This is a genomic window from Paenibacillus graminis, from assembly GCF_000758705.1.
GTDB lineage: Bacteria > Bacillota > Bacilli > Paenibacillales > Paenibacillaceae > Paenibacillus_AQ > Paenibacillus_AQ graminis.
The window spans coordinates 5,961,502-5,982,290 of record NZ_CP009287.1 but is presented as its reverse complement, the minus strand read 5'-3'; the positions used below and the strand labels follow the sequence as shown (position 1 = coordinate 5,982,290).

Here is a 20,789-nt window from a genome sequence, read left to right as displayed (position 1 = left end):
GTTGCCGGAGTTCTGGTTTGTGCTTTTGTCTATGTGATCCGGGTCTCCCTCGTCCCCCCTGGTGATGAGGAATTTCGGACCTATTAAATACTCAAGGCGCTGAACAATGGTTTAGCGTCTTTTTTCTGCACATATCCGTTGCATTAAGGTGCCTGAAGCAGGATAACCGTGAAGCTTATATTTTGGTATAATAAAAAGGACGTTACATTAATACGGAGGAAAGCTGGTAATCACCGATGAATCCAAACGACAGCATTTTCGACAATCTGGGAGGCGCGGAAGGGGTTCACCGGCTGGTTGAGTCCTTTTACGCCAAGGTGCAGCTTCATCCGCGGCTCGGCCCCCTGTTTCCAGCAGATATTACTCCTGTATTGGAGAAACAGTATCAATTCCTGAGTCAATTTTTTGGCGGACCGGCACTCTACTCAGAGCTGCATGGACATCCGATGATGAGAGCAAGACATATGCATATCCCCATTACGCCTGAACGTGCGGAGGAATGGCTGGAGTGCATGAAAGAGGCGCTGGAGGAAACGGGTGTGGAGGAGCCGCTGCGTACATTTGTGTTAAGCCGCCTTGCGGGTCCTGCGCATCATTTTGTCAACATGCCCCAGGAGTAACGCGTAGTTGATCGTGAAAGGATGAGGGCATTGCCGGAATTAATACCGCTATACACTATTAAGGTGATCTGCTGTAATTGTGAACATGAATTTACAACCTCAAGAGTCCGTCCCAGCCTCAAAAAGGCTGTTCGGCGCGATGCGGACTTCTGCTCCTATTACAAGGATGAGAATCCCGATTATTATGTCGTGCGCGTCTGCCCGGACTGTGGCTTCGCCTCCACCGAGAATTCTGCGGACAAGCTGGCGGACTGGCAGCGTAAGGCATTCCGCGAGCAGGTGGGAAGCCGCTGGGTCCGCCGGGATTTCGGAGATAAGCGCAGCTGGGAGATTGCACTTGAGACCTACAAGCTAGCACTGCTCTGTGCCCAGAGTATCAAGGACAAGGACCGGATCATCGCCAGTCTTCTGCATCATATTGCCTGGATGTACCGGTATCAAGGGGATGTGGAACAGGAGCAGCGTTTCCTGCGCTATTCGCTTGGCATGTACATCAAGGTCTTCGAAAACGATGGCATTGGCGGAAACGACGCCCGTCTAATGTATCTGATCGGTGAGTTATACCGCCGGATTGGTGAATTTTCCAACGCAGTAAAGTGGTTCTCGCGCCTCATCAATGATCAGAAGATCATGGATGCCGCAATGATCCGGGCAGCCCGGGAACAGTGGGCGCTTTTGCGGGAACAGATGAACGGAGGCGAGCCGGAGGAAGACGGGCTTCCTTCAGGTACATAGAAAAAGCACACCAGGATCTTTATCCTGGTGTGCTTATAAGACGTGCCATAGCGGAACAAAATGCAGAGCCTGTGCCACAATTTCAGCGTACAGCCCGGTCAAACAGCAGGTAGTCTGTATCCGTGTCGATTACCGTCAGACTCGTTTTGCAGCAGGGGAAGACCAGCAGCTTTTTTTTACCTTCGCGGACGGTCTGCAGTTCTTTCGGTTTCATAGGCAGAATAACGTTCTCCTTGTCGCAGAACGGACAATACTGCACATACAGGTCTTCCAATAAAATGTCATAAGGCCAGGTGTGGCTGAATGGAATCATTGCTCGCCCTTCTCGGGCGCTTGAGACTCTGGTTCGCTGCCGGTGGTGCCTTCACTCTGTTTTTTGGATAATTCTGCAATCTTTTGCAGCAAGATATGTTGAGGCATATGCATCAAGTGTTCCAGCGGAACGCCGAGTTGCTTGGCTAGGGTAACCGCCGTCTCCGGCGAGATTTGCAGTGGCTTCATGGGATGCCCTCCTTATAAATGTGCAGCTCTTTTGTAATTCACTTTACCATGGCCGCAGACCAAACACAAAAACCAAATGTAAACAAAAGAAAGGTGAGATACGATGAAACAGCCTTTATCATTGACCTGGGATCTGGATTCTATATTTCCGGGAGGATCAGCCTCGGCGGAATTCGAGCATTTTTTGAAACAGCTGGAGACTGACATTGGGGTATTGGATCAGCAGGTTGCTGCAACGGCTTCACCGGCAAATATCGAGTCCACCAAGCAACTGGATGATGTAATAGCGCTGCTGCAGAGCTGTTCCGGGCGGCTGGTACAGGCATCCGAGTTCGCCGGATGTCTGGGTGCCCAGAACCAGCAGGACAAGGGTGCCGTACGGTTATCCTCCAAGGTTGCAGGCCTGCGCGCAGGTTTCGAAGGAGTCAGCTCCAAGTTCGATGATGTGCTGCGCCAAACTTCTGATGAGGTATGGCAGGAGTGGATGGCCCGTCCAGAAATTGCCCCTCTGAAGTTCGTGCTTAGCGAGAGCCGTGATCTGGCCCGTGAAAAGATGAGTCCTGAGCTGGAGTCATTTGCGCTTACGCTGGCTGTTGACGGCTACCATGGCTGGAGCGAGCATTATGAAACCATTGTTGGGTCCATACAGATCCCCTGTGAGGATGAAGAGGGAACCAGAATGCTGTCTGCCGGACAAGCCTTCAACAAGCTGGACGACCCTGATCCGAAGGTCCGGGAGGCGATGTTCCACAAATGGGAAGAGGCCTGGGGCAGCGCTGCGGATTATTGTGCGGATACCCTCAATCATTTGGCGGGATTCCGTCTGAATCTGTACAAAGGCCGTGGCTGGGAGGATGTAGTGAAGGAGCCGCTGGCCATTAACCGCATGTCCCGCGCTTCGCTGGACACAATGTGGGATGTCATTACCAAAGCCAAGCCTGCACTGGTCTCCTACTTGAGCCGTAAAGCCAAGCTGCTCGGACTGGAATCCCTGGCCTGGGTGGATGTGGAAGCTCCGGTAGGCAAGTCCACCGGCAAAATCCCCTATGATACGGCAGCAAAAGATATTGTGGCACAATTCCGTAATTTTAGTCCGAAGCTGGCGGATTTTGCCGAGCGTGCTTTCGACAGCAATTGGATCGAAGTCGAAGACCGTCCAGGCAAACGCCCCGGCGGATTCTGCGTATCCTTTCCGGAGAGCAAGGAATCACGTATTTTTATGACTTACAGCGGCACTCCATCCAATGTGTCGACACTGGCACATGAGCTTGGACATGCTTATCACTCCTACCTGCTGGAGGATCTTCCGGTATTCAATCAGAACTATGCTATGAATGTCGCGGAGACCGCTTCAACCTTCGCAGAGGTCATTGTGGCCGATGCCCAGGTGAAGGCTGCCGCAAGTAACGAGGAGAAGATTGCCCTGCTTGAGGCGAAAATCCAGAATAGTGTAGCCTTCTTCATGAATATCCATGCCCGCTTTTTGTTTGAAACCCGTTTTTATGAGAAGCGGAAGCAGGGCCTTGTAAATGCCGAAGAACTGTCAGCGCTGATGGTTGAAGCGCAGAAGGAAGCTTTCTGCGGGGTTCTATCCGAATACCATCCGCATTTCTGGGCGTCCAAGCTGCATTTTTATATTACAGATGTCCCGTTCTATAACTTCCCGTATACCGTTGGTTACATGTTCAGTACAGGGCTATACCGGATTGCGCTGCAGGAAGGAACATCCTTTGCCGATAAGTATGACAGCCTGCTGCGTGACACCGGCATCATGACGCTGGAGGAGCTGGTCCAGAGGCACCTTGGCGTGGATCTGACTCAGCCGGATTTCTGGCAGGGCGCAGCAGATTTGATTATCGCCGATATCAACGAATTTTTGAAATTGACGGAGCATTCGGCCTAAAAGTTTGTCAGAACAAAGACAGTTCATGTTTCCCCAGGCAACTGCAAAGGCTTGGAAACCTTGTATTAACGCGCAAGACCCCTGTTTAGGGGTCTTTTTTTATGCTGGAATGCTGTCGAAATAAGACGATTGTTAGAAGGTTATATACAATAAAATAACGAAAATCACGCACATATAGGGATAAACACCCATTTATGGTGAATAATGTTGAAGGCTTGTACTTAGTGGCCTATAATGAGCCTAAAGCCTTATATAAAGGCTGTAAGGAAGCAGATTTTGTAGGAAAAAGAACCAAGGAGTTTTGACTCACCTACTAATGTGATGCGTATGAAACAAATTTTTCTTAACCTATTTTTCTAAATTTTAGGAGGATACACATGCTAAGAACGGAACAACTTTCACTGGCAAGACAGATTGACTTAGTATTTAAGGAACTGCAGGAGGAACTGTCAGGATTGTCTTCTGGCACGCTCTTTGTACAAATCAGGAATAACGTCATAGGAAAGTTCGGAATACGCCATAATCCCCTGGCCGGCCGGAGCGGAACGTTCGCTGCAGATCAGGAGGGGCTGAATACCGTACAGCAATCTTCTTTCCGGCTTATGGCACTGGAGAGCCTGAAATATAAGCGGCGCTGGACGCACGGTGAAATCAGCTATGAATTTGCAGTCCGCCAGGGAATGGTGGTCGTGGACGCCACACTGGAATCTAATTACAATATGGCTAATTTGATGATCCGATATCCGCGCAATGTCCAATCCGACAAGCCCGATCAATTTTACGGTTGAGTTATACATATAGATGTGCGCAAGCAAAAGCCCTCCTGCACTTCGGAGAGAAGTGCAGGAGGGCTGTTAAACGGGTCCGCATCAGGCATTCAGCCTGGCGGAATACTTATGATAAGGCTGTTACTGCGAACGACCAGACAGTTGCTGCTCTGCCAGTTGCACCAGACGTTTGGTGATGTATCCTCCCAAAGAACCGGTTTCGCGGGAAGTATAGTTCCCATAATAACCGTCAGCTGGGATAGTTACTCCAAGCTCCTGTGCTGCTTCATATTTCAACTGCTGCAGCGCTGCATTCGCTTGAGGAACGACCAGGTTATTGGAACGGCTACCACGACCTTGTTGACCTGCTTGACCCATGTTTGTTCACCTCCTTCGCCCGTTGTGAAGATAGTATGAGCGCTGGGAGAGGAATTCATGCACGGGTTCAGAAGTTTTTAAGGGTGGTAATTATATGAAATTTATAGTTCGGGACTGACTACTTCTAGACTGCTTGAAACCGCAATAGTCTGCCGGGGCTCCAAGGTAATGATGCCTGTAAAAGCAGCATTCTTCCCGAGGTTTGGCCCATCAGGAAGCCAGGTATAGGGCTCAATGCACAGAAATTGGTCTGCCGTCCCATTGGTGTACACTACCCAATGGCGGAAGAATTCCTGGTCTGCAGTATAGCGCAGGACGTAGCCGTCATCCCTTGTCAGCACTGCCTCAGCGGGCTGCTGGTCTCCTATGCGCAGCACAGTGTCCAGCTTGATCCCCTGAAGTCCTAAGCCTTGATTCAGGGCTTCAAGCTCACCGAGAGGCAGCAGATTGCCGCTTGTCAGCAGTTCATCATTCAATTCATAGACATTTTCGGCTGGAAGCTTAAGCTTCCAGCGGCCTGGCTCGCCATCAATCATAAACCAGGTATGATAGCCGATTCCAAAAGGGACACGGGCGGTTCCCTGATGGCTTACTTTTAGGGTTTGCCTGAAACGGTTATCCTGCAATCGGAACGTCATCTCAAGCTTCAGAGGGACGGGGAATTGCTCCATCCAGCGGGGATCATCCGCGGTATTGAATTCAGTTGTCACCGCGCAGCCTTCTTCGTCTTCTTCAATATCACTGACGCACCAGGATTGTGTCCGGTGCAGGCCGTGAATATGGTGGCCTCCCGCAGCATTCTGCTCGAACTGATAGGCTTTGCCTTCGAACTGGAATTGCCCCTGGCGGATGCGTCCGGGCGGAATCAGGAGCGGCATGCCGAAATGATAAGGCTTCTGAAGGTAATAGGAGAGGTCGTTCTCTTCCGGCTTGCGAAGAATTTCACGGTTTTGCTTATGGTCCCACAAAGAAATGACGTTGTTACCCAGTCGCGGCAAAAGCGTGACTTCCAGCTCACGGCTATGCAAAATATATGTATCATAACCGCCCCACTGCCCTTTGGTCACCTGTTTCATGAGAAGTATGCTCCTTTGATTAGCTGTAATCGGATAGACACGGATACCCTTATCATACCAGATTTATGTACTTGTGGTTAGTCATTTGACAACTTCCCCGGTTCGCACTATGATGGATGCATTCATGAAAATGACAATGCGATGACAGGGACAAGTAGGCGGGAGCAGCACCTTCAGAAAGCCGGTGGTTGATGCGAACCGGTGGATCACTCCAGGCTGAATGGACCCATGAGCGCCGTGTTCGAACAGGCTGCAGAGCTTTTGTAGACCGGCCGGCTCTTCCCCGTTAACGGAAGTCAAGGCTGTATGTAACTGTTCTCTGAGAAGGGCTTCATACAGCGAATAAGGGTGGCACCACGGTCTCACGTCCCTTGCGGATGTGGGGCCTTTTTGCGTGCTGCGGCTCAAATGAAAACATAAATCGGAGGGAATATTATGGCTAAAAAAGTATTGTCCGGCATTCAGCCGAGCGGTTCACTGACCTTGGGGAACTATATCGGTGCGATCAAAAATTTTGTCAAACTGCAGGAGGAGCATGAATGTTACTTTATGGTCGTCGATCTGCATGCCATCACAGTCTCACAGGACCCTGCCGCGCTGCGTGAAAATTCCGAATCTGTAGCGGCGCTGTATCTTGCAGCCGGAATCAATCCCCAAATCTCCAATGTCTATATGCAGTCGCACGTACAACAGCATGCTGAACTGGGCTGGATTATGACCACCCTTACAGCGATGGGCGAGCTGGAGCGGATGACCCAGTTCAAGGACAAATCTTCAGGCAAAGATTCTGTCGGTGCAGGTTTGTTCGTATATCCTTCGCTGATGGCCGCTGATATTCTGATCTACAATGCAGACCTGGTTCCGGTTGGGGAAGACCAGAAGCAGCATCTGGAGCTGACACGTGATTTGGCTGGGCGTTTCAACCACCGCTTTGGCGAATTCTTCACCGTTCCCGAGCCTTACATTCCTGAAGTCGGTGCGCGTATTATGTCCTTGGATGACGGAACCAAAAAGATGAGTAAAAGCAACCCGAATCCTGGCAGCTATATCGCACTGCTGGACCCGCCCGATGTGATCCGCAAAAAAATAGCCCGTGCCACAACCGACTCGGGCCGTGAGGTTATCTTTGATCCGGCGAACAAGCCTGAGATCAGCAACCTGATGAGCATCTATGCTGAATGCTCGGGAATGACCCTGCAGCAGATTGCCGACCGGTATGAGGGCCAAATGTACGGGGGCTTCAAAAAGGATCTGGGCGAGGTTCTGGTGGCTACTCTAGAGCCTCTCCAGCAGAAATACCGGGAGATCCGCAGCTCCGGCGCCCTGAGCGATATTCTCGCTGAAGGAGCAGAACGTGCCCGTGGAGTCGCTGCCAAGACGCTTGCTGGTGTCAAAGAGAAGATGGGATTCCTGCCGCTGCGCTAGGAAGACTGGTGTGCCTCGGTCTCTGCCTTGCGTCTCAGTCTGGCTTTGAGGATAAAGCCCCAGCCAATATTCAAAATGCATAAGACTCCCAACAGCAGCGCCAGCCAAATATTAGAACTGATGGAGATGGAGGCTGCAGTCAGGAGGAGAATGGAAGAAACCGCGAACCAGAGGGATAAGCCTTTACCCATAAATGTCAGCCTTCTTTCCTTTGCGGTAATTGATGTACTGAACGATCTTGAATTTCCCGCTGTGCATTTTCCGCACAGCGGGATTTTTAAATTTAAGGATAGTGAAAACGTTTTATGGTGATTGTGCCCTAAGCGCTGGCAGGCGTCAAGGGACGAGTATTCAACCACACCTTCAAAACCTAAAGCTTCATGGAACCCGGGTCCATGGCGAACCGTTCATCCAGCTTCTCGCTGCTTAACCAGCCAACATAGGTGTTAAGCGGATGATATTGGTTATCCATAACCAGTACTGCAACAAACGGGAATTGCTTGCGGTGTAAATAACGCACATCCCCCCAGCGTACAATATAACCAGAGGGAAGTTCCTCGACCTCGGCTACCGCGTAGGAGGTAAAGTACAGAAAGGCCTTGATATCCGGATGGCTTTTGGAATGTTCAACTGCGGGGTGAGTGGAGCACACCGCATGCTTAAACCATTCAAGCCGTCCGCTGTTCAGCAGACCGATAGTATAGCTGCCGTCTGTTTTGGCCTTAACCACATTCCAGCGCGTGGGCGATATGGTCGGAATTACAAAATAGCGTTCACCGGCGCTGTGGTGGATATCCTTGGTCTTAAGTTTCCTTGTCAGCCGCGCGTGCACCATTGTCCGCCAAATATAATAAAGCGCGATGCAGGCATACAAGGTAATGAATAACGGAGCTGGCGGAATGATCCCGCTGACCCAGAGAATAATGGCCGCTGCATGGCTGCCAAATATAAACGGATCAAAGATGTGGATAATGTTCCAGGCGATCCACTTCTCCGTAAAGGGACGTGCAGCCTGCGTACCGTAAGTATTGAACAGATCGGTGAATACATGAACAGCTACGCCGATGAAGCTCCACAGGGCGATATGGCTTAGATAATGAAGATCTGTGAACCCGAAGATCGGTCCTATAACCAAAGTGATCAGGGCAGGCCACAGCAGTAAAAACGGCAGTGAATGTGTGATTCCCCGATGGTTGCGGATGTACAGCGCGTTTCCCTTCAGACGCAGCGCGGTATCAGCGTCGGGTGCTTGAGAGGCCAGTACGGTAGCGACCATGACAGCCCCGGCTAAGGTTGGCTGGGAGGCAACGACGGGATCGACGAAGGACAGTCCAGCAAGTCCCAGGCCCATAACGAAATGTGTAGCGGTATCCATTTGGTCAGATCTCCTTTGTACGGAAGTTCTCTATTAATAACTACCCAATTTGACGTCCAGTTATTTAGGGGGGGCAAAATAAATATTGTCACGCAATTGTCAAATTGATGAACATCTTGGTCCATGATTGTCAAACTCTTTTCCGGTTTGATATGATAAAGTTAACAGCAGAGTGAATAATATTCTCAACTGAGAACGTTAATTCCGATTTTATGCTCCGGCGGAACGTAGAAGTCCCTTAGAAGGAGGAACACCAATCGTGGACAATCAATTGAGATATCAAGCTTCTTCAGATTCCGCAGCGCTGTCTGCCAAATCGCCCAAGGAAGGCGCCGGCTGGCGGGATTTCATTACCGTGACGAAGCCCGGCATTATCCGCTCGAATCTGATCGCTGCTTTTGCGGGATACTGGGTGGCTTCAGGCTGGGATGTGCAGTACGGGCGGCTTATTCTGACCCTGCTCGGCACCATGCTGGTGATGGCTTCTGCCTGTGTATTCAATAACTATTTCGACCGTGATCTGGATATGAAAATGGAAAGAACACGTGAACGCGGTCTGCCAACGGGTAGACTGAAGCCGAAAACGGTACTGATCTACGCCATAGGCCTTGGCATAGCCGGCCTTGCCGTGCTTTTTACATTTTGCGGCATGCTTGCCGGAATCTTCGGCATCGTCGGCATGTTTGTATATGTAGTAGTGTACACCCTTTGGCTCAAAAGAACATCTACATGGAGTACATCGGTAGGAGCAATTTCAGGTGCGATGCCTCCGGTTATCGGTTATGTGGCTGTTAGCGGGTCAGTGGACTTAGGGGCCTGGCTGCTGTTTGCGATGTTGTTTCTGTGGCAGCCGCCGCATTTCTGGGCGCTTGGCATCCGCCGCAAGGAAGAGTACCGCGCAGCGGGTTTCCCTCTGCTGCCGGTAGTCAAAGGCACGAGGCGCACGAAGTTTCAAATGATTCCTTATGTAGCGTTGCTGCTGCCCATTCCGGTATTAATGTATGTTTACGATTACGCAGGAATCTTTTACCTGGTCATTTCTACGGGATTGTCGCTGGCCTGGCTGTACCTGACCTTAAAGGGATTCAAAGCGAAGGATGACGATGCTTGGGCGAAACAGAATTTCTTTTTCTCCATTAATTACCTGACAGTCAGTCTGATTGTGCTTGTACTGAATACGATTCACGGTTAAAGGGGAGATTGTCCTGTGCAGACCTTGAAACGCTACAAATGGACCTGGCTGATGCTGCTGGTCGCCGTAGGCTTGGCGGTTTATCTGGCAGTTGGTTTTTGGAACAAAGGAAATGACAAATTGCCGGTAATCGGTGAAGTACAGGACTTCTCATTGGAAAATGTGGATGGCAAGCAAATCACACTGGCGGATACGGAAGGGAAGCCCAGACTCGTCTATTTCTTCTTCACGGAATGTCCGGATGTGTGTCCCATCACTACCTATATGCTGTCGCAGACACAGGATCTGCTAACGAAGGACGGAAGCTTCGGCAAGGATGTGGAGTTCGTCTCCATTTCTTTTGACCCCTTGAATGATACGCGTGAAGCGATTAAAGCGTTTGCAGACCGCTTTCACGCCGATTACAGCGGCTGGTATTTTTTGCGGGGGGATCAGGAGCAGGTCCGCACGCTGGCAGCTGAATCCTTCAAGGTATTGATTTATGGGGACAACAAGGATAACTTTGCCCATGCCAACCTGATCGGTCTGGTGGACCGGGACAACCGGCTGCGGGGATTATATGATGCCGGAGATACAGAAAACGTGACGCCTGAATTTTTGGCCGGTGCGCTGAAAAAATTGGCCCGCGAGTAATAAAATAGAAGGAAATAACGCCTTGTTCGAACTCTTGCGTCTGAAACGCGGGGGACGGAATAGGCGTTTTTTTGTTGAAATATATGAATGTATAAGTTTTACACTACACTTTATCTTTATATTTCTCGCAGAAACGGCTCCCGTCCTTTTAAGACGGTGCAGCCGTTGTTTCTGCTTGTTGTAAAGGGAAGGTGAAGTGGAATTAGTATACTTAAATGAAACAAAGAAGCCTCTTGCTGAGGCAATAGTGGAAAAAGTAAACTTAAAATGAACAAATTCACGGGTAAGTGTACGAATGGGGCAGATTAGTTGTCCTTTTTCCAGTTGACGCATGCAGGGAAGCGGAATGGAGTGATTTAAGTTCACTTTTTTTCACATGGATTAGATACTGGCCCAGTTGAAGCCGGATTTCATCTTTCTGCTCGTCGTCCAGCTTTCGCTACGGCTCCAAGTAAGGTAAAGGCTCAGGATAAATAATGAACTCCTCCAGCCCGGCTTTCTCCAGCTGGGTGATGCTGTATTCATCCGGGGTGCCTTCTACTCCGGCATAACCTTTCCGGGTATAAATATGGACGGCATCCGGAAAAGCATCGCGCAGAATGCCGCGGATTTTTTTGCCCGAGCTGTCATTATCCATGTAGAGGTAGACTTCCCCATCTCCTATTTTGCGCCGCAGTGTCTCCAGCTTCAGCGTATTCAATGTGCCGAACGTACACTGGATGTCGACCTCTGGAGCAAGAATTCGCCGTAATCTGCTGCGGTCGTTTTTTCCTTCCACAATGATGGTTATGGACATTATCTGTGAGCCTCCCCGGTGTAAGGTGTCTATGTCGATATTTTACCTAAGAGTCGTCATATTTAATAGCGAAAGGACATAATGAATTTTCATTCCCCGGGAAATGTCGTAAAAAGAAACAATCACCCGGCTGCTGAACCGGGTGATTGCTGGGGATTTGCCAATTCGGCAAATGCGGACAAAACTTAGAATATTCCGGCACTGAGGATGATGACCAGCAGAATGAAGAGCACCAGAATAGTACCTGTAGAAGTCCAAAGTGGAGTAGCAACGGGAGCGGGGTTCGGGCCCGGACCGCAATATTCGCCCATCAAGGATTCACCACGCTTTCGACATTGGGGTGGTTACAATGTATATTATGTCATTTGCATTAAATAGTTTGTATGCCTGCCTATTCTCCTCCTCCACAGCGTACAGTGAACGCTCAGGCTGCCGGGCTGTTCCATTCCGGGCGGTAAGCAGGCTTGCCCGCGCCTCTGGGCGGGAGCAGCAGAATGGCGGTCATGAGCAGCACAAATGCGATGAAATACGGAGAGACGAAATCCCGCAGCTGTCCTGCTGCTACGGGACCGGCAAAGGCGCCCAGAGACATGGCAATCGATTGCAGCGAGAAAGTGCGGCCCATGCGCCCGGGGCCTCCAAGACTGATGAAGAGAGAAGCCATTGCTGGAAACAGCACCCCTTTGGCAGCGCCAAGCAGGAAGAGGACCACTCCGGCAGGAATATGGCGGAAAGCGGCCAGGGTGAAAAAGCAAAGTGCCATGGCGAGGAGCGCGGCAGCGATTCTTATTCCCGGAGCCAGCCCGTTCAGAAAAAAGAGGCTGAGCGTCACTAGCGCCCCCAAGCTGAGCAGTGACAGCAGGATACCGGTTGAGATCATTCCATCGCTGCCCTGTGACAGAGGCAGTTCAAAGAACAGCACGCCCTGAGAGCAGGACACGAAGAAGGGCAGAAGGTAATAGCGGCGGGAAACCCGGAGTTCCTCCCGGTCCGCTTGTGCAGGCGAGTGCAGCGGCAGTGCCGGCTTGGCAGCTGACATGCTCTGCACCTGCTTCGGCACACTGAATAATGCCATCACCCCTGTGAAGATCAGCAGCCAGCCAAGTGTGGTGAAGGTGCCGGAGTAGCCGGCTTTCGCCACGATAAAGGCACCGGCCGCCGGAGAAACGACAGAGGCCAGCGTATGGATGATCCCGTGCCCGGACATATATTTGCCCTGGGTCGCTGGATCGGAGGAGAGCGAGGCCAGCAGTGTCATGCAGGCCGGGGAGAGAAAGGCCAGCGCAAATCCGCTGGCTGCGCGCAGCAGCAGCAGATGCCAGGGAAGCTGTGCATGAGCCTGCAGCAGCAGAATGGCTCCGGCCGCCGTGAGCGCAAAGACAATATAGCGGCGGCTGCCATTGCGGTCGACCAGCACCCCGGCCAGCAGATTTCCGGGAAGATGTGTCAGCGAGTACATGCCCATCATCCACCCGATGAAGGCCGGCCCCGCGCCCAGAGAGATGGCAAAAGGCGTTAGGATAGGGTACTGGGCATGCAGGTCGAAGAAGGCCAGAAAGAGGAACAGATACAGCCACAGCGCGGTTTTCAAGGAAAACACCTCCACAGGGGCCTGGGATTGCACCGGTAAGGCGCACACAGGCACTTTTTTTACACAAGTAAAGCAATTAAAGGTTCATGTCATAAACAATTCTTCGGATCTCGCTGAACCGGCTGCCGCATATGAAAATGAAGGTTAACCCGGCTCTTTTTATCCGTTGCTCCCGATAATGACCTACTTGTACTTTACGTGGGGTCAGGCAGGCTTATACCATTTTATTGGGTGGGGCTTGCAGGAGGACACTCGGGCCATGAATTATAAAGGCCATTCATGTATAATAATTATTAATCATAAAATGTCCCGGGGACATGCGCCCTGTAGTGACGAAAATTGGCGATAGGGGTGTTGTGAAATTGATGGATCCGGCAGTGTGGTCACAATTTATTAGAGAGAATTGGCTGGTTATCGTTATTGCGCTTGTCCTGCTGTTTGCGGTAATTAACCTGGTTAAGACGGTGCTGAAATGGGCGATTGTCATTGTTATTGTTGTGGGCTTGTTCATCTACAGCGGGGTTACGATTGATCAAATTGGCAACGCTGTGAATAAGGTAGCGGACGGAACGGTAAGTACGCTGAAGAAGGAAGCGCAGGAAGTCATGCTGAAGGAAGCTAAGGAAGCCACATACACCTCCGGGGGAGACGGCTCCTTTACGATTACAACACCTAATCTTGAGGTGAAGGGTGCGGCTGGAGAGGACAAGGTTGAAGTGACTTTCCGCGGGGTGAGCCTCGGGAAATGGAGCATTACGGACACGACCAAAACTTTTATAGACGAAGCCCGGAAAAATCAGTAGCTCCCGGTGCGGATATATGCAGCCCATTTGAATCTTCAAACACAGGAAAGGGGGACAAACATGCTTAATGGATGGTTAGACAGCCTCAGTAATGCCAATATCATCTCCATCCTGCTGGTGGTGGTTGTCCTTTTCTCGCTGCTTCAGGGCTGGAGCAGAGGCTTCACAAGAGCGGCAGGGGGATTATTCGGGATGCTCGGGAACGGGGTGCTTACCATTCTGGCGCTCGCCATGGCCATTCCAGCGGCGATGTATCTGTCGCCCATTGCAGGAGCCTGGGCTACAGAAATTGTAATGCCGGACACTACGCTCAGCGGCTGGCAGCAATTGTATTACACTGCCGTCTCCTTTTTAGCGGGATCGCCCTTTGTGCGTTTTCTGCTGCTGCTGTTGATCTCTTACAGCCTGATCCGGCTTCTGCTCGGACTGTTGTTCATGCTCCTGCCGTTCCGGCTGCCACGCTTTCGGGCCAGGGCAACGGACCGGAAGCTGACGCCGGCCAGCCGTCTCAGCGGTGCGCTCATCGGCGGTGTGATTGGACTTGTGCGCGGGCTTGTTCTGGTTCTTGCCCTGTACATTGGCGTCGGACTGAACCCGGACAGCGGCTTCAGCCGGTATGTGGAGTCCTCTCCCATCTACAGCCAGAGCGCGGCTGCAGTGTTCGAGCCGCTTGCCGGTGAGGATGTGCGCAGCAAGCTGCCGGTACTAACCCAAGCGGTGGCTGATGAGATGAACGATATTTTGCGGCGGAAATATGAAGTGATTGATCATGAGATTTCGCCCGATATTGTGGGGGCCGCTGCCGATATCGCGGGACAAGCCAAAGGGGAAGAGGACAAAGCCAAACGGCTGTACGACTGGATAGGCTCGCGGATTGCCTATGATTACGGCAAAGCAGAGAACTATGAGCAGAACCGGATCTGGCATGAGCAGACGCCCCAGGATACCTTCGATACCCGGCTTGGCGTATGTATAGATTATGCCCGCCTCTATGCCGTGATGGCCCGTTCGCAGGGACTTCAGGTGCGCGTAGTGACGGGCCAGGGCTACGATGGCCAAGGCGGGCATGGGCCTCATGCCTGGAATGAGGTGTACCTCCCGGACAGACAGGCCTGGATACCGCTGGATTCGACATGGGCCAGCAGCGGGGATTGGTTTGACAGCAAAGATTTTGAGAAAACCCATATAAAAGAAGATGTGCTCTGAGAAGGAAGCGCCGGCCTCCGGATATATGGTACAATAACAGGGCACGCTCAGCAGCCTTGAAGAATACGTTCCGACCAGGCAATATTTGCTTTAGCTAAGGAGAGAATTCGCCGTGAAGTGGTTTGGTTTCCCGGGCGGAAGCCCGGATTCAGGTCATGGCCGAAGCACATCCAGTCTGCGCATCAATTTGTTTTTCTTCGGCACTTTTTTTATTTTTTGTGTCATTATTGTCCGTCTTGCGTCACTGCAGTTCGTCGAAGCTGAGGCTTTGACAGAAATTGAAGAGAATCAGGAGACGAAGACGGTCCCGCTCTCCGCGGTCCGGGGGATGATTTATGCTGCCGGCGGGGAGAACATCGCGTACAACACTTCTGTCCAATCCCTGTACATCACGTTAACTAAGGACTATACCGAGACCTATAGAAATAAGGCAACCAATGAGTACGAATTTACCGGCAAGGCCAAAGCGAACACCGCTTCCCTGGCAGCAAGGCTGGAGTCTGTCTTCAAGCAATATGGCGATCCGTCCGGCAAAAAGCTGACAGCAGAGGAAATAACAGCACTGCTTGATCTCCATTTCAAAAAAACGCTGGGCTACTATCCACGCAAAATCAAGGCAGGACTTACGCCTAAGGAAGTGGCTTATTTTCTGGAGCATAAAGAGCAGTATCCCGGCCTTTCGATTGTGGAAGAGGCTGCACGCCATTATGACAAGGACACGGTGGCTGTGCAGACGGTGGGTTATATCCGGCCTTTTAAATCCTTAGACAGTTTAGACCTTTATAAGAATATCCGCAGGGCAATGAAAAAAAATAATGCCGATCCCGGCTTAGCGTATAAAGAGGATGAATATGTAGGTGCTTATGGCCTCGAACAGCAATACCAGCGGGAGCTGCGCGGGAAAAACGGCTACCAGACCCTTTCCATAAATCCGCAGAATATGGCCGAAGAAATCATTGAATCAGTACCTCCGGTCAAGGGGAACGACATCTGGATGACGATCAACAAGAACATACAGATGAAGACCGAGCAGGCGATTATGGATCAGATCCGCTGGCTGCACACCCATCCGGTGTTGGGAAAGCTTCACCCCGATGCCCTGACCGGCTACGCTGTTGCCATGGAAGTGGATACTGGAAACGTGGTGGCTATGGCCAGTATGCCTGATTATGACACCAATATCTGGACAGCGGATAGGGTAGAGCCAGAGCTGTTTGCTACAATCGAAAACAACTACTTAAATGGAACAATCAAAGATACTACCTCCGGAGTTTCCGGGAATGGCTTGAAGTCAGTGATTTATTTGGGGTCCACGGTCAAACCGTTAAGTGTGTTGATTGGATTAAATGAAGGCTTGTTCTCTACCGGCGATACTTATAACGATACAGGGATCGCTTATTTCGGCAAAGACGACAAGGCTTCAGTAAAAAATTCCTCTGGCCATGTGCTGGGACCGCTGGGTCCGGCTAAGGCAATTCAGGAATCATCCAACGCGTTCATGGTCGATATGGTCGGTGATCCCCTGTACAAGAAATATAAGAGCAAGGCACCGGAGGTTTGGGATCAATATTTGAAGGCTTTTGGGCTGGGCGTATCCACTCAAAGCGGCCTGCCTAATGAAAGTGCCGGACTGGGTGATTATAAGGATACCCAGGCGGCCGGCAGCACCCAGGCAGCCATGGTCTACGCCTCCTTCGGCCAAAAAGGCAAATATACAGCGCTGCAGCTGGCCCAGTACACAGCAACTCTCGCCAATGAGGGGGAGCGGATCAAGCCGCAGCTGGTCAGCAGAATTACCGATGCGGAAGGCAAGACCGTCAAAGCGTTTCACCGTGAGGTGCTAAGCACAATTTCGTTCGATCCTTCCTATTGGAAGGAGATCAAAAAAGGGATGAACACTTCCGTCAAGGCATTTGACGGGTTCCCTTATGATTTTGCCCGCAAGACCGGCACTTCGGAAATGGATGCGTACGGAGTGACGCGTGACAACGGTGTGTTTATCGCTTTCGCTCCGCGTGAGCATCCCAAGCTGGCTGTAGCTGTAGTGATTCCGGAGGGCGGTTTTGGATCGAACAGTGCCGCCCCGGTAGCCCGCAAAATTTTTGACGTCTATGACTGGGAATACGGGCTGACCGGAGTACCCCGCAAGAACGTATCCCCTGCTGCGGAGTCAACACTGGAATAAAAGGTTTATTTTAAGATGTAGAGGAGTGAAAAACTGTGAGTGTTTTCCGTAAGCAGGCCTCTCCCCAGGACGGGAAGGACAGCAAGAGCTCGCTTGGTCTGCGCCTCAACGTGTTTTTCTTCAGCACGTTTATTATTTTCTGCGTTATCATTATCCGTCTTGCCGTTGTTCAGTTTGTGGAAGGTCCTAACTTAAAAGAGGTAGAGACCAGCCGTGATACCAAAAATGTGCCGCTTGCAGCCATACGGGGATCAATCCGCGCCGCCGGAGGCGAGGAAATCGCTTATTCCAGCTCTGTGCAATCCCTCTATATCACATTGACAAGCGACTATACCAAAAAAGAAAAGGATGGGTCACTTTCATCAGTTTCCAGGGCAAACGCCTACACACTTGCCAACAAGCTGGTGGAAAATTTCAATAAATATGGTGATCCGAATGGTGAAAAGCTTACATCCAATGATGTAGTCGTTTCCCTCGACCTCAATTTCAGGAAATATTCCGGCTTTATGGCCCGGCGGATCAAAGCTGGCCTCACCCCCAAGGAAGTGGCTTATTTCATGGAGCATAAAGAGGAGTATCCGGGCCTTGAAGTCGTCGAGGAGAGCAACCGCCATTATAATAAGGATACGGTCGCGGTGCAGACTGTAGGTTATATCAAGCCTTTCAAGTCCTCAGGCAGTCTGGATATTTACAAAAACATTCAAAATGCAATGAAAAATATCGATAATGACCCTGGATTGACCTACAAGGATGATGAGTTTGTCGGCTTCGACGGTCTGGAGCTGCAGTATCAGCGTGAACTCCGCGGCAAAAACGGCTATCAGGTGATCTCCGTTAATCCGCAGAATATGGCCGAAAAAGTCGAGGATGTGGTTCCTCCTGTAAAGGGGAATGATATCTGGATGACCATCAATAAAAACATCCAGCTTAAGACAGAACAGGCTATTACAGAACAGATCAGCTGGCTGCATTCGCATTCGGTGCAGGGGAAAACACATCCTGATGCCGTAACGGGTTACGCTGTAGCGATGGAAGTTGACACAGGGAATGTCGTCGCTATGGCCAGCATGCCTGACTATGATACAAATGTCTGGACGAAAGGCTCACTGCCTACCGATGTCTGGAAGAGCATTATGAGTAACTACCAGAACGGAACCATCAATCCGATATCCTCCGGGGTGTCGGGCCATGGACTTCAATCGGTGCTGTTATTGGGTTCAACCATCAAACCTTTGAGTGTGCTTATCGGACTGAAAGAAGGATTCTTCTCCACTTCCTATACTTACACGGACAAGGGGATCGCCTATTTCGGGAAAAATGATAAATCCTCAGTCCGCAATGCCTCCGGGCACGTGTACGGTTCCATGGACCCCTCCAGGGCGATTGAGAAATCATCCAACGTCTTCATGGTGGATATGGTCGGCAAGAGGCTGTACGAGAAATATGGAGACAAAGGTATTGGAGTCTGGGATAAATATATGAAGGAATTTGGCCTCGGCGTGTCAACGCAAAGCGGACTTCCGAGAGAGTTCCTGGGACAAATCAACTATACGAATACAAAAGCAGCCGGGAGTGCCCAGGCGGCGCTGGTCTATGCATCGTTCGGACAGCAGGGAAGCTATACTACGCTGCAGCTTGCGCAGTATGCCTCCACCCTTGCCAATGAAGGTGTACGGATCAAACCGCAGCTGGTCAGCAAAATCACAGATTCCGACGGTAAGGTTGTTAAGACATTTGGACGTGAGGTTATTGATGAAGTCACGAACTTTGACCCGTCCTTCTGGAGGGAAATCAAAAAAGGTATGAGCAGTGATGTAACTGCATTTTCGGATTTTCCGTATGATTTTGCCCGCAAGACAGGGACATCACAGCAATCGGCCAAAGGCGACCTGCGCGATAACGGGGTCTTCATTGCCTTTGCCCCGCGTGAGAATCCGAAGCTGGCTGTAGCCGTGGTTATCCCTGAAGGGGGATTTGGCTCCAGCAGTGCCGCGCCGGTTGCCCGGAAGATTTTTGACGCTTACGATTGGGAGTACGGCCTGGATGGCGTGCCTAAAAAAAGCTTGAAGAAAGATGATACCAAAGAGGGTGCTGCCGATGGGGCGGGTTCCCAAAATACAGCCGCAACAAACAACTGATATCATAACCGAGAAGACGGAAAAAGCCGGAGAAATCGATAACACAAATACACAGCTACTCTTGCTGAGAGAGAGCCAACAAGAATGGAGGGGTGGCAAATGATTGCCAAATACCGCCTGCTAGCATTGGATATGGATGGAACCCTGCTAAATGATGAACAACAGATTACCCCCAAAACGGTGGAATGGATTAAAAAAGCAATGGATGCAGGCGTACATGTCTGCCTGTCCACCGGACGCACCTCCCGTGGTGCAATGCCCTATGTTGAGCAGCTGGGGCTTGATACTCCGATGATTATGGTCAACGGCAGTGAAGTGTGGCGTACACCGGATGAACTGTACCGCCGCTCCCTGATGGATGTTGCGCTGGTCAAGAAAATGCATGAAATCGCTGAAGAATACGGGACTTGGTTCTGGGCATGTTCAGTGGACGGAGTCTACAACCGCGAAAACTGGGATGGCGATATTGAAGGCCGGGAGTGGCTCAAATTCGGGTATTCCACGGAGGACCCTGATATCCGCCATAAGCTGCTGATGCAGCTTCAGGATCTGGGCGGACTCGAAATTACAAATTCCTCACCATCTAATCTGGAGATTAATCCGCTGGGTATTAACAAGGCTTCAGGTATCCGGGAGGTCTGCAAGCTGCTCGGCTTAGAGATGTCCCAGGTTGTCGCCGTAGGGGACAGTCTGAACGATCTGGCCGCGATTCAGCAATCCGGCTTCGGTGTAGCCATGGGCAACGCCCAGGAGGTTGTGAAGCAGGAAGCGGACGCCGTTGTTGCCACGAACAATAACGACGGCATTGCGGAAGTCATCCAAAAGTATATTCTGGCCGAAGTCGAAGCCCGGGCCGGAAGAGCATCCGAGAAATAATAGAGTTTTGCGTATACTTTCGAAGCAAGTTTTGCAGAGTAGTCCTTAGAAGTCTATGCTATCAAACTTTGGGAGTTGAAGGAATTGGCGATTCTGGGGTGGGTTCTGATTATTGCTTTGTTCGCCGTGGGGCTTGCCGGAGCAGTGTATCCCATACTGCCGGGCGCACTGGCGATTTATCTGGCTTTTTTCGTTTACGGCTGGTTCTTTTCCTTTGATCCGTTTGGTGCGGGATTCTGGATCACCCAGACGCTGATCGTGGTTGTGCTGTTTGTGGCGGATTATGTGGTCGGGGCCTGGGGCGTCAAGAAGTTCGGCGGCTCCCGCGCTTCGGTAATCGGCAGCACGATTGGCCTGATTCTGGGCCCGTTCCTTATCCCGGCGTTTGGCCTGCTTATCGGCCCGTTTGTTGGCGCATTTGCCGGTGAGCTGATCGCCGGCTCCAAGCCCGGCAAAGCCTTGAAGGTAAGCTTTGGCTCATTGCTTGGCTTATTCAGCAGCACGGTCGTCAAGGTCGTGCTGCAAATTGCCATGGTCGTCCTCTTCTTTATCTGGATTGGGCGGTATTAATTTAACAGCGAAGAAGGCG

22 protein-coding genes are annotated in these 20,789 nt (G+C 51.0%); 13 read left to right on the top strand and 9 right to left on the bottom strand.

The genetic code is table 11. The features are described 5' to 3' along the window. Positions 1–236: 236 nt before the first annotated feature. A complete protein-coding gene (locus tag PGRAT_RS25910; protein ID WP_025707015.1) occupies positions 237–620 on the top strand; it encodes a globin domain-containing protein in 384 nt (127 codons plus the stop codon). A gap of 21 nt (positions 621–641) precedes the next feature. Further along, the gene (locus PGRAT_RS25905) at positions 642–1,355 is read left to right on the top strand and encodes a DUF2225 domain-containing protein (RefSeq protein ID WP_042267440.1); all 714 of its coding nucleotides are present in this window, start codon (positions 642–644) and stop codon (positions 1,353–1,355) included. Positions 1,356–1,437: 82 nt separating this feature from the next. Here PGRAT_RS25905 and PGRAT_RS25900 read toward each other — a convergent pair whose 3' ends face one another. Together PGRAT_RS25900 and PGRAT_RS25895 are read right to left on the bottom strand one after the other, a co-directional pair. Beyond that, complete coding sequence (locus PGRAT_RS25900) at positions 1,438–1,668, bottom strand: hypothetical protein (protein WP_025707486.1); 231 nt, start codon at positions 1,666–1,668, stop codon at positions 1,438–1,440. Further along, positions 1,665–1,856, bottom strand: a complete 192-nt coding sequence (locus PGRAT_RS25895) for a YycC family protein (protein ID WP_025707485.1) — start codon at positions 1,854–1,856, stop codon at positions 1,665–1,667. The genes PGRAT_RS25900 and PGRAT_RS25895 overlap by 4 nt, the downstream gene beginning before the upstream one ends. Before the next feature lie 103 nt (positions 1,857–1,959). Here PGRAT_RS25895 and PGRAT_RS25890 point away from each other — a divergent pair, with 103 nt between their 5' ends. Next, entirely contained in the window at positions 1,960–3,759 is a 1,800-nt protein-coding gene (locus tag PGRAT_RS25890; protein ID WP_025707484.1) for a M3 family oligoendopeptidase, read from the top strand. 377 nt (positions 3,760–4,136) lie between these two features. After that, the gene (locus tag PGRAT_RS25885; RefSeq protein ID WP_025707483.1) at positions 4,137–4,547 is read left to right on the top strand and encodes a hypothetical protein; all 411 of its coding nucleotides are present in this window, start codon (positions 4,137–4,139) and stop codon (positions 4,545–4,547) included. 120 nt (positions 4,548–4,667) lie between these two features. On the opposite strand, the gene PGRAT_RS25880 is transcribed toward PGRAT_RS25885, so the two are convergent. Both PGRAT_RS25880 and PGRAT_RS25875 read right to left on the bottom strand, forming a co-directional pair. Continuing rightward, positions 4,668–4,904, bottom strand: a complete 237-nt coding sequence (locus PGRAT_RS25880) for an alpha/beta-type small acid-soluble spore protein (protein WP_025707482.1) — start codon at positions 4,902–4,904, stop codon at positions 4,668–4,670. A 101-nt stretch (positions 4,905–5,005) separates the two neighbouring features. Next, positions 5,006–5,980 (bottom strand): aldose 1-epimerase, encoded by a 975-nt coding sequence (locus tag PGRAT_RS25875; protein WP_025707481.1) that lies wholly within the window; start codon positions 5,978–5,980, stop codon positions 5,006–5,008. A gap of 435 nt (positions 5,981–6,415) precedes the next feature. Between PGRAT_RS25875 and trpS the strand changes: the two genes are divergently transcribed. After that, entirely contained in the window at positions 6,416–7,405 is a 990-nt protein-coding gene (gene trpS, locus PGRAT_RS25870) for a tryptophan--tRNA ligase (protein ID WP_025707480.1), read from the top strand. Here the strand turns inward: trpS and PGRAT_RS25865 are convergent. Together PGRAT_RS25865 and PGRAT_RS25860 are read right to left on the bottom strand one after the other, a co-directional pair. Further along, a complete protein-coding gene (locus PGRAT_RS25865) occupies positions 7,402–7,596 on the bottom strand; it encodes a DUF5325 family protein (RefSeq protein ID WP_025707479.1) in 195 nt (64 codons plus the stop codon). The genes trpS and PGRAT_RS25865 overlap by 4 nt on opposite strands. Positions 7,597–7,775: 179 nt before the next feature. Then, entirely contained in the window at positions 7,776–8,780 is a 1,005-nt protein-coding gene (locus PGRAT_RS25860; protein ID WP_025707478.1) for a metal-dependent hydrolase, read from the bottom strand. Between the two features lie 259 nt (positions 8,781–9,039). Between PGRAT_RS25860 and cyoE the strand changes: the two genes are divergently transcribed. Together cyoE and PGRAT_RS25850 are read left to right on the top strand one after the other, a co-directional pair. After that, positions 9,040–9,972 (top strand): heme o synthase, encoded by a 933-nt coding sequence (cyoE, locus tag PGRAT_RS25855; RefSeq protein WP_042267436.1) that lies wholly within the window; start codon positions 9,040–9,042, stop codon positions 9,970–9,972. A gap of 15 nt (positions 9,973–9,987) precedes the next feature. After that, a complete protein-coding gene (locus PGRAT_RS25850) occupies positions 9,988–10,605 on the top strand; it encodes an SCO family protein (RefSeq protein ID WP_036705822.1) in 618 nt (205 codons plus the stop codon). Between the two features lie 439 nt (positions 10,606–11,044). Here PGRAT_RS25850 and PGRAT_RS25845 read toward each other — a convergent pair whose 3' ends face one another. The 3 genes from PGRAT_RS25845 to PGRAT_RS25840 all read right to left on the bottom strand — a co-directional run bounded on the left by PGRAT_RS25845 (position 11,045) and on the right by PGRAT_RS25840 (position 12,992). Further along, on the bottom strand, positions 11,045–11,401 hold the full coding sequence (locus tag PGRAT_RS25845; protein ID WP_025706834.1) for a DNA primase: 357 nt from the start codon (positions 11,399–11,401) through the stop codon (positions 11,045–11,047). A gap of 185 nt (positions 11,402–11,586) precedes the next feature. Continuing rightward, positions 11,587–11,712, bottom strand: coding sequence for a YjcZ family sporulation protein (locus PGRAT_RS35005; RefSeq protein ID WP_420329530.1), 126 nt, complete (start codon positions 11,710–11,712; stop codon positions 11,587–11,589). A 113-nt stretch (positions 11,713–11,825) separates the two neighbouring features. Next, entirely contained in the window at positions 11,826–12,992 is a 1,167-nt protein-coding gene (locus tag PGRAT_RS25840; RefSeq protein WP_042267434.1) for an MFS transporter, read from the bottom strand. Positions 12,993–13,357: 365 nt separating this feature from the next. Between PGRAT_RS25840 and PGRAT_RS25835 the strand changes: the two genes are divergently transcribed. From PGRAT_RS25835 to PGRAT_RS25810, 6 genes are all read left to right on the top strand, one after another. Further along, a complete protein-coding gene (locus PGRAT_RS25835; protein ID WP_025708408.1) occupies positions 13,358–13,795 on the top strand; it encodes a hypothetical protein in 438 nt (145 codons plus the stop codon). A 60-nt stretch (positions 13,796–13,855) separates the two neighbouring features. Continuing rightward, positions 13,856–15,001: a transglutaminase domain-containing protein gene (locus PGRAT_RS25830; RefSeq protein WP_042267432.1), complete on the top strand. Its 1,146-nt coding sequence runs from the start codon at positions 13,856–13,858 to the stop codon at positions 14,999–15,001. Between the two features lie 112 nt (positions 15,002–15,113). Beyond that, entirely contained in the window at positions 15,114–17,186 is a 2,073-nt protein-coding gene (locus PGRAT_RS25825) for a peptidoglycan D,D-transpeptidase FtsI family protein (RefSeq protein ID WP_025707622.1), read from the top strand. Positions 17,187–17,221: 35 nt separating this feature from the next. Continuing rightward, a complete protein-coding gene (locus PGRAT_RS25820; protein WP_025707621.1) occupies positions 17,222–19,324 on the top strand; it encodes a peptidoglycan D,D-transpeptidase FtsI family protein in 2,103 nt (700 codons plus the stop codon). A 99-nt stretch (positions 19,325–19,423) separates the two neighbouring features. Beyond that, the gene (locus tag PGRAT_RS25815; protein ID WP_025707620.1) at positions 19,424–20,200 is read left to right on the top strand and encodes a Cof-type HAD-IIB family hydrolase; all 777 of its coding nucleotides are present in this window, start codon (positions 19,424–19,426) and stop codon (positions 20,198–20,200) included. A gap of 84 nt (positions 20,201–20,284) precedes the next feature. Continuing rightward, entirely contained in the window at positions 20,285–20,770 is a 486-nt protein-coding gene (locus tag PGRAT_RS25810) for a DUF456 domain-containing protein (RefSeq protein ID WP_025707619.1), read from the top strand. Positions 20,771–20,789 lie beyond the last annotated feature (19 nt).

What these genes read in the sequence shown, in the direction of transcription:
- PGRAT_RS25910 (WP_025707015.1), top strand. Translation starts at nt 237, where the DNA reads ATGAATCCAAACGACAGCATTTTCGACAATCTGGGAGGCGCGGAAGGG.
- PGRAT_RS25905 (WP_042267440.1), top strand. Translation starts at nt 642, where the DNA reads ATGAGGGCATTGCCGGAATTAATACCGCTATACACTATTAAGGTGATC.
- PGRAT_RS25900 (WP_025707486.1), bottom strand. Translation starts at nt 1,668, where the DNA reads ATGATTCCATTCAGCCACACCTGGCCTTATGACATTTTATTGGAAGAC.
- PGRAT_RS25895 (WP_025707485.1), bottom strand. Translation starts at nt 1,856, where the DNA reads ATGAAGCCACTGCAAATCTCGCCGGAGACGGCGGTTACCCTAGCCAAG.
- PGRAT_RS25890 (WP_025707484.1), top strand. Translation starts at nt 1,960, where the DNA reads ATGAAACAGCCTTTATCATTGACCTGGGATCTGGATTCTATATTTCCG.
- PGRAT_RS25885 (WP_025707483.1), top strand. Translation starts at nt 4,137, where the DNA reads ATGCTAAGAACGGAACAACTTTCACTGGCAAGACAGATTGACTTAGTA.
- PGRAT_RS25880 (WP_025707482.1), bottom strand. Translation starts at nt 4,904, where the DNA reads ATGGGTCAAGCAGGTCAACAAGGTCGTGGTAGCCGTTCCAATAACCTG.
- PGRAT_RS25875 (WP_025707481.1), bottom strand. Translation starts at nt 5,980, where the DNA reads ATGAAACAGGTGACCAAAGGGCAGTGGGGCGGTTATGATACATATATT.
- trpS (WP_025707480.1), top strand. Translation starts at nt 6,416, where the DNA reads ATGGCTAAAAAAGTATTGTCCGGCATTCAGCCGAGCGGTTCACTGACC.
- PGRAT_RS25865 (WP_025707479.1), bottom strand. Translation starts at nt 7,596, where the DNA reads ATGGGTAAAGGCTTATCCCTCTGGTTCGCGGTTTCTTCCATTCTCCTC.
- PGRAT_RS25860 (WP_025707478.1), bottom strand. Translation starts at nt 8,780, where the DNA reads ATGGATACCGCTACACATTTCGTTATGGGCCTGGGACTTGCTGGACTG.
- PGRAT_RS25845 (WP_025706834.1), bottom strand. Translation starts at nt 11,401, where the DNA reads ATGTCCATAACCATCATTGTGGAAGGAAAAAACGACCGCAGCAGATTA.
- PGRAT_RS35005 (WP_420329530.1), bottom strand. Translation starts at nt 11,712, where the DNA reads ATGGGCGAATATTGCGGTCCGGGCCCGAACCCCGCTCCCGTTGCTACT.
- PGRAT_RS25835 (WP_025708408.1), top strand. Translation starts at nt 13,358, where the DNA reads ATGGATCCGGCAGTGTGGTCACAATTTATTAGAGAGAATTGGCTGGTT.
- PGRAT_RS25830 (WP_042267432.1), top strand. Translation starts at nt 13,856, where the DNA reads ATGCTTAATGGATGGTTAGACAGCCTCAGTAATGCCAATATCATCTCC.
- PGRAT_RS25815 (WP_025707620.1), top strand. Translation starts at nt 19,424, where the DNA reads ATGATTGCCAAATACCGCCTGCTAGCATTGGATATGGATGGAACCCTG.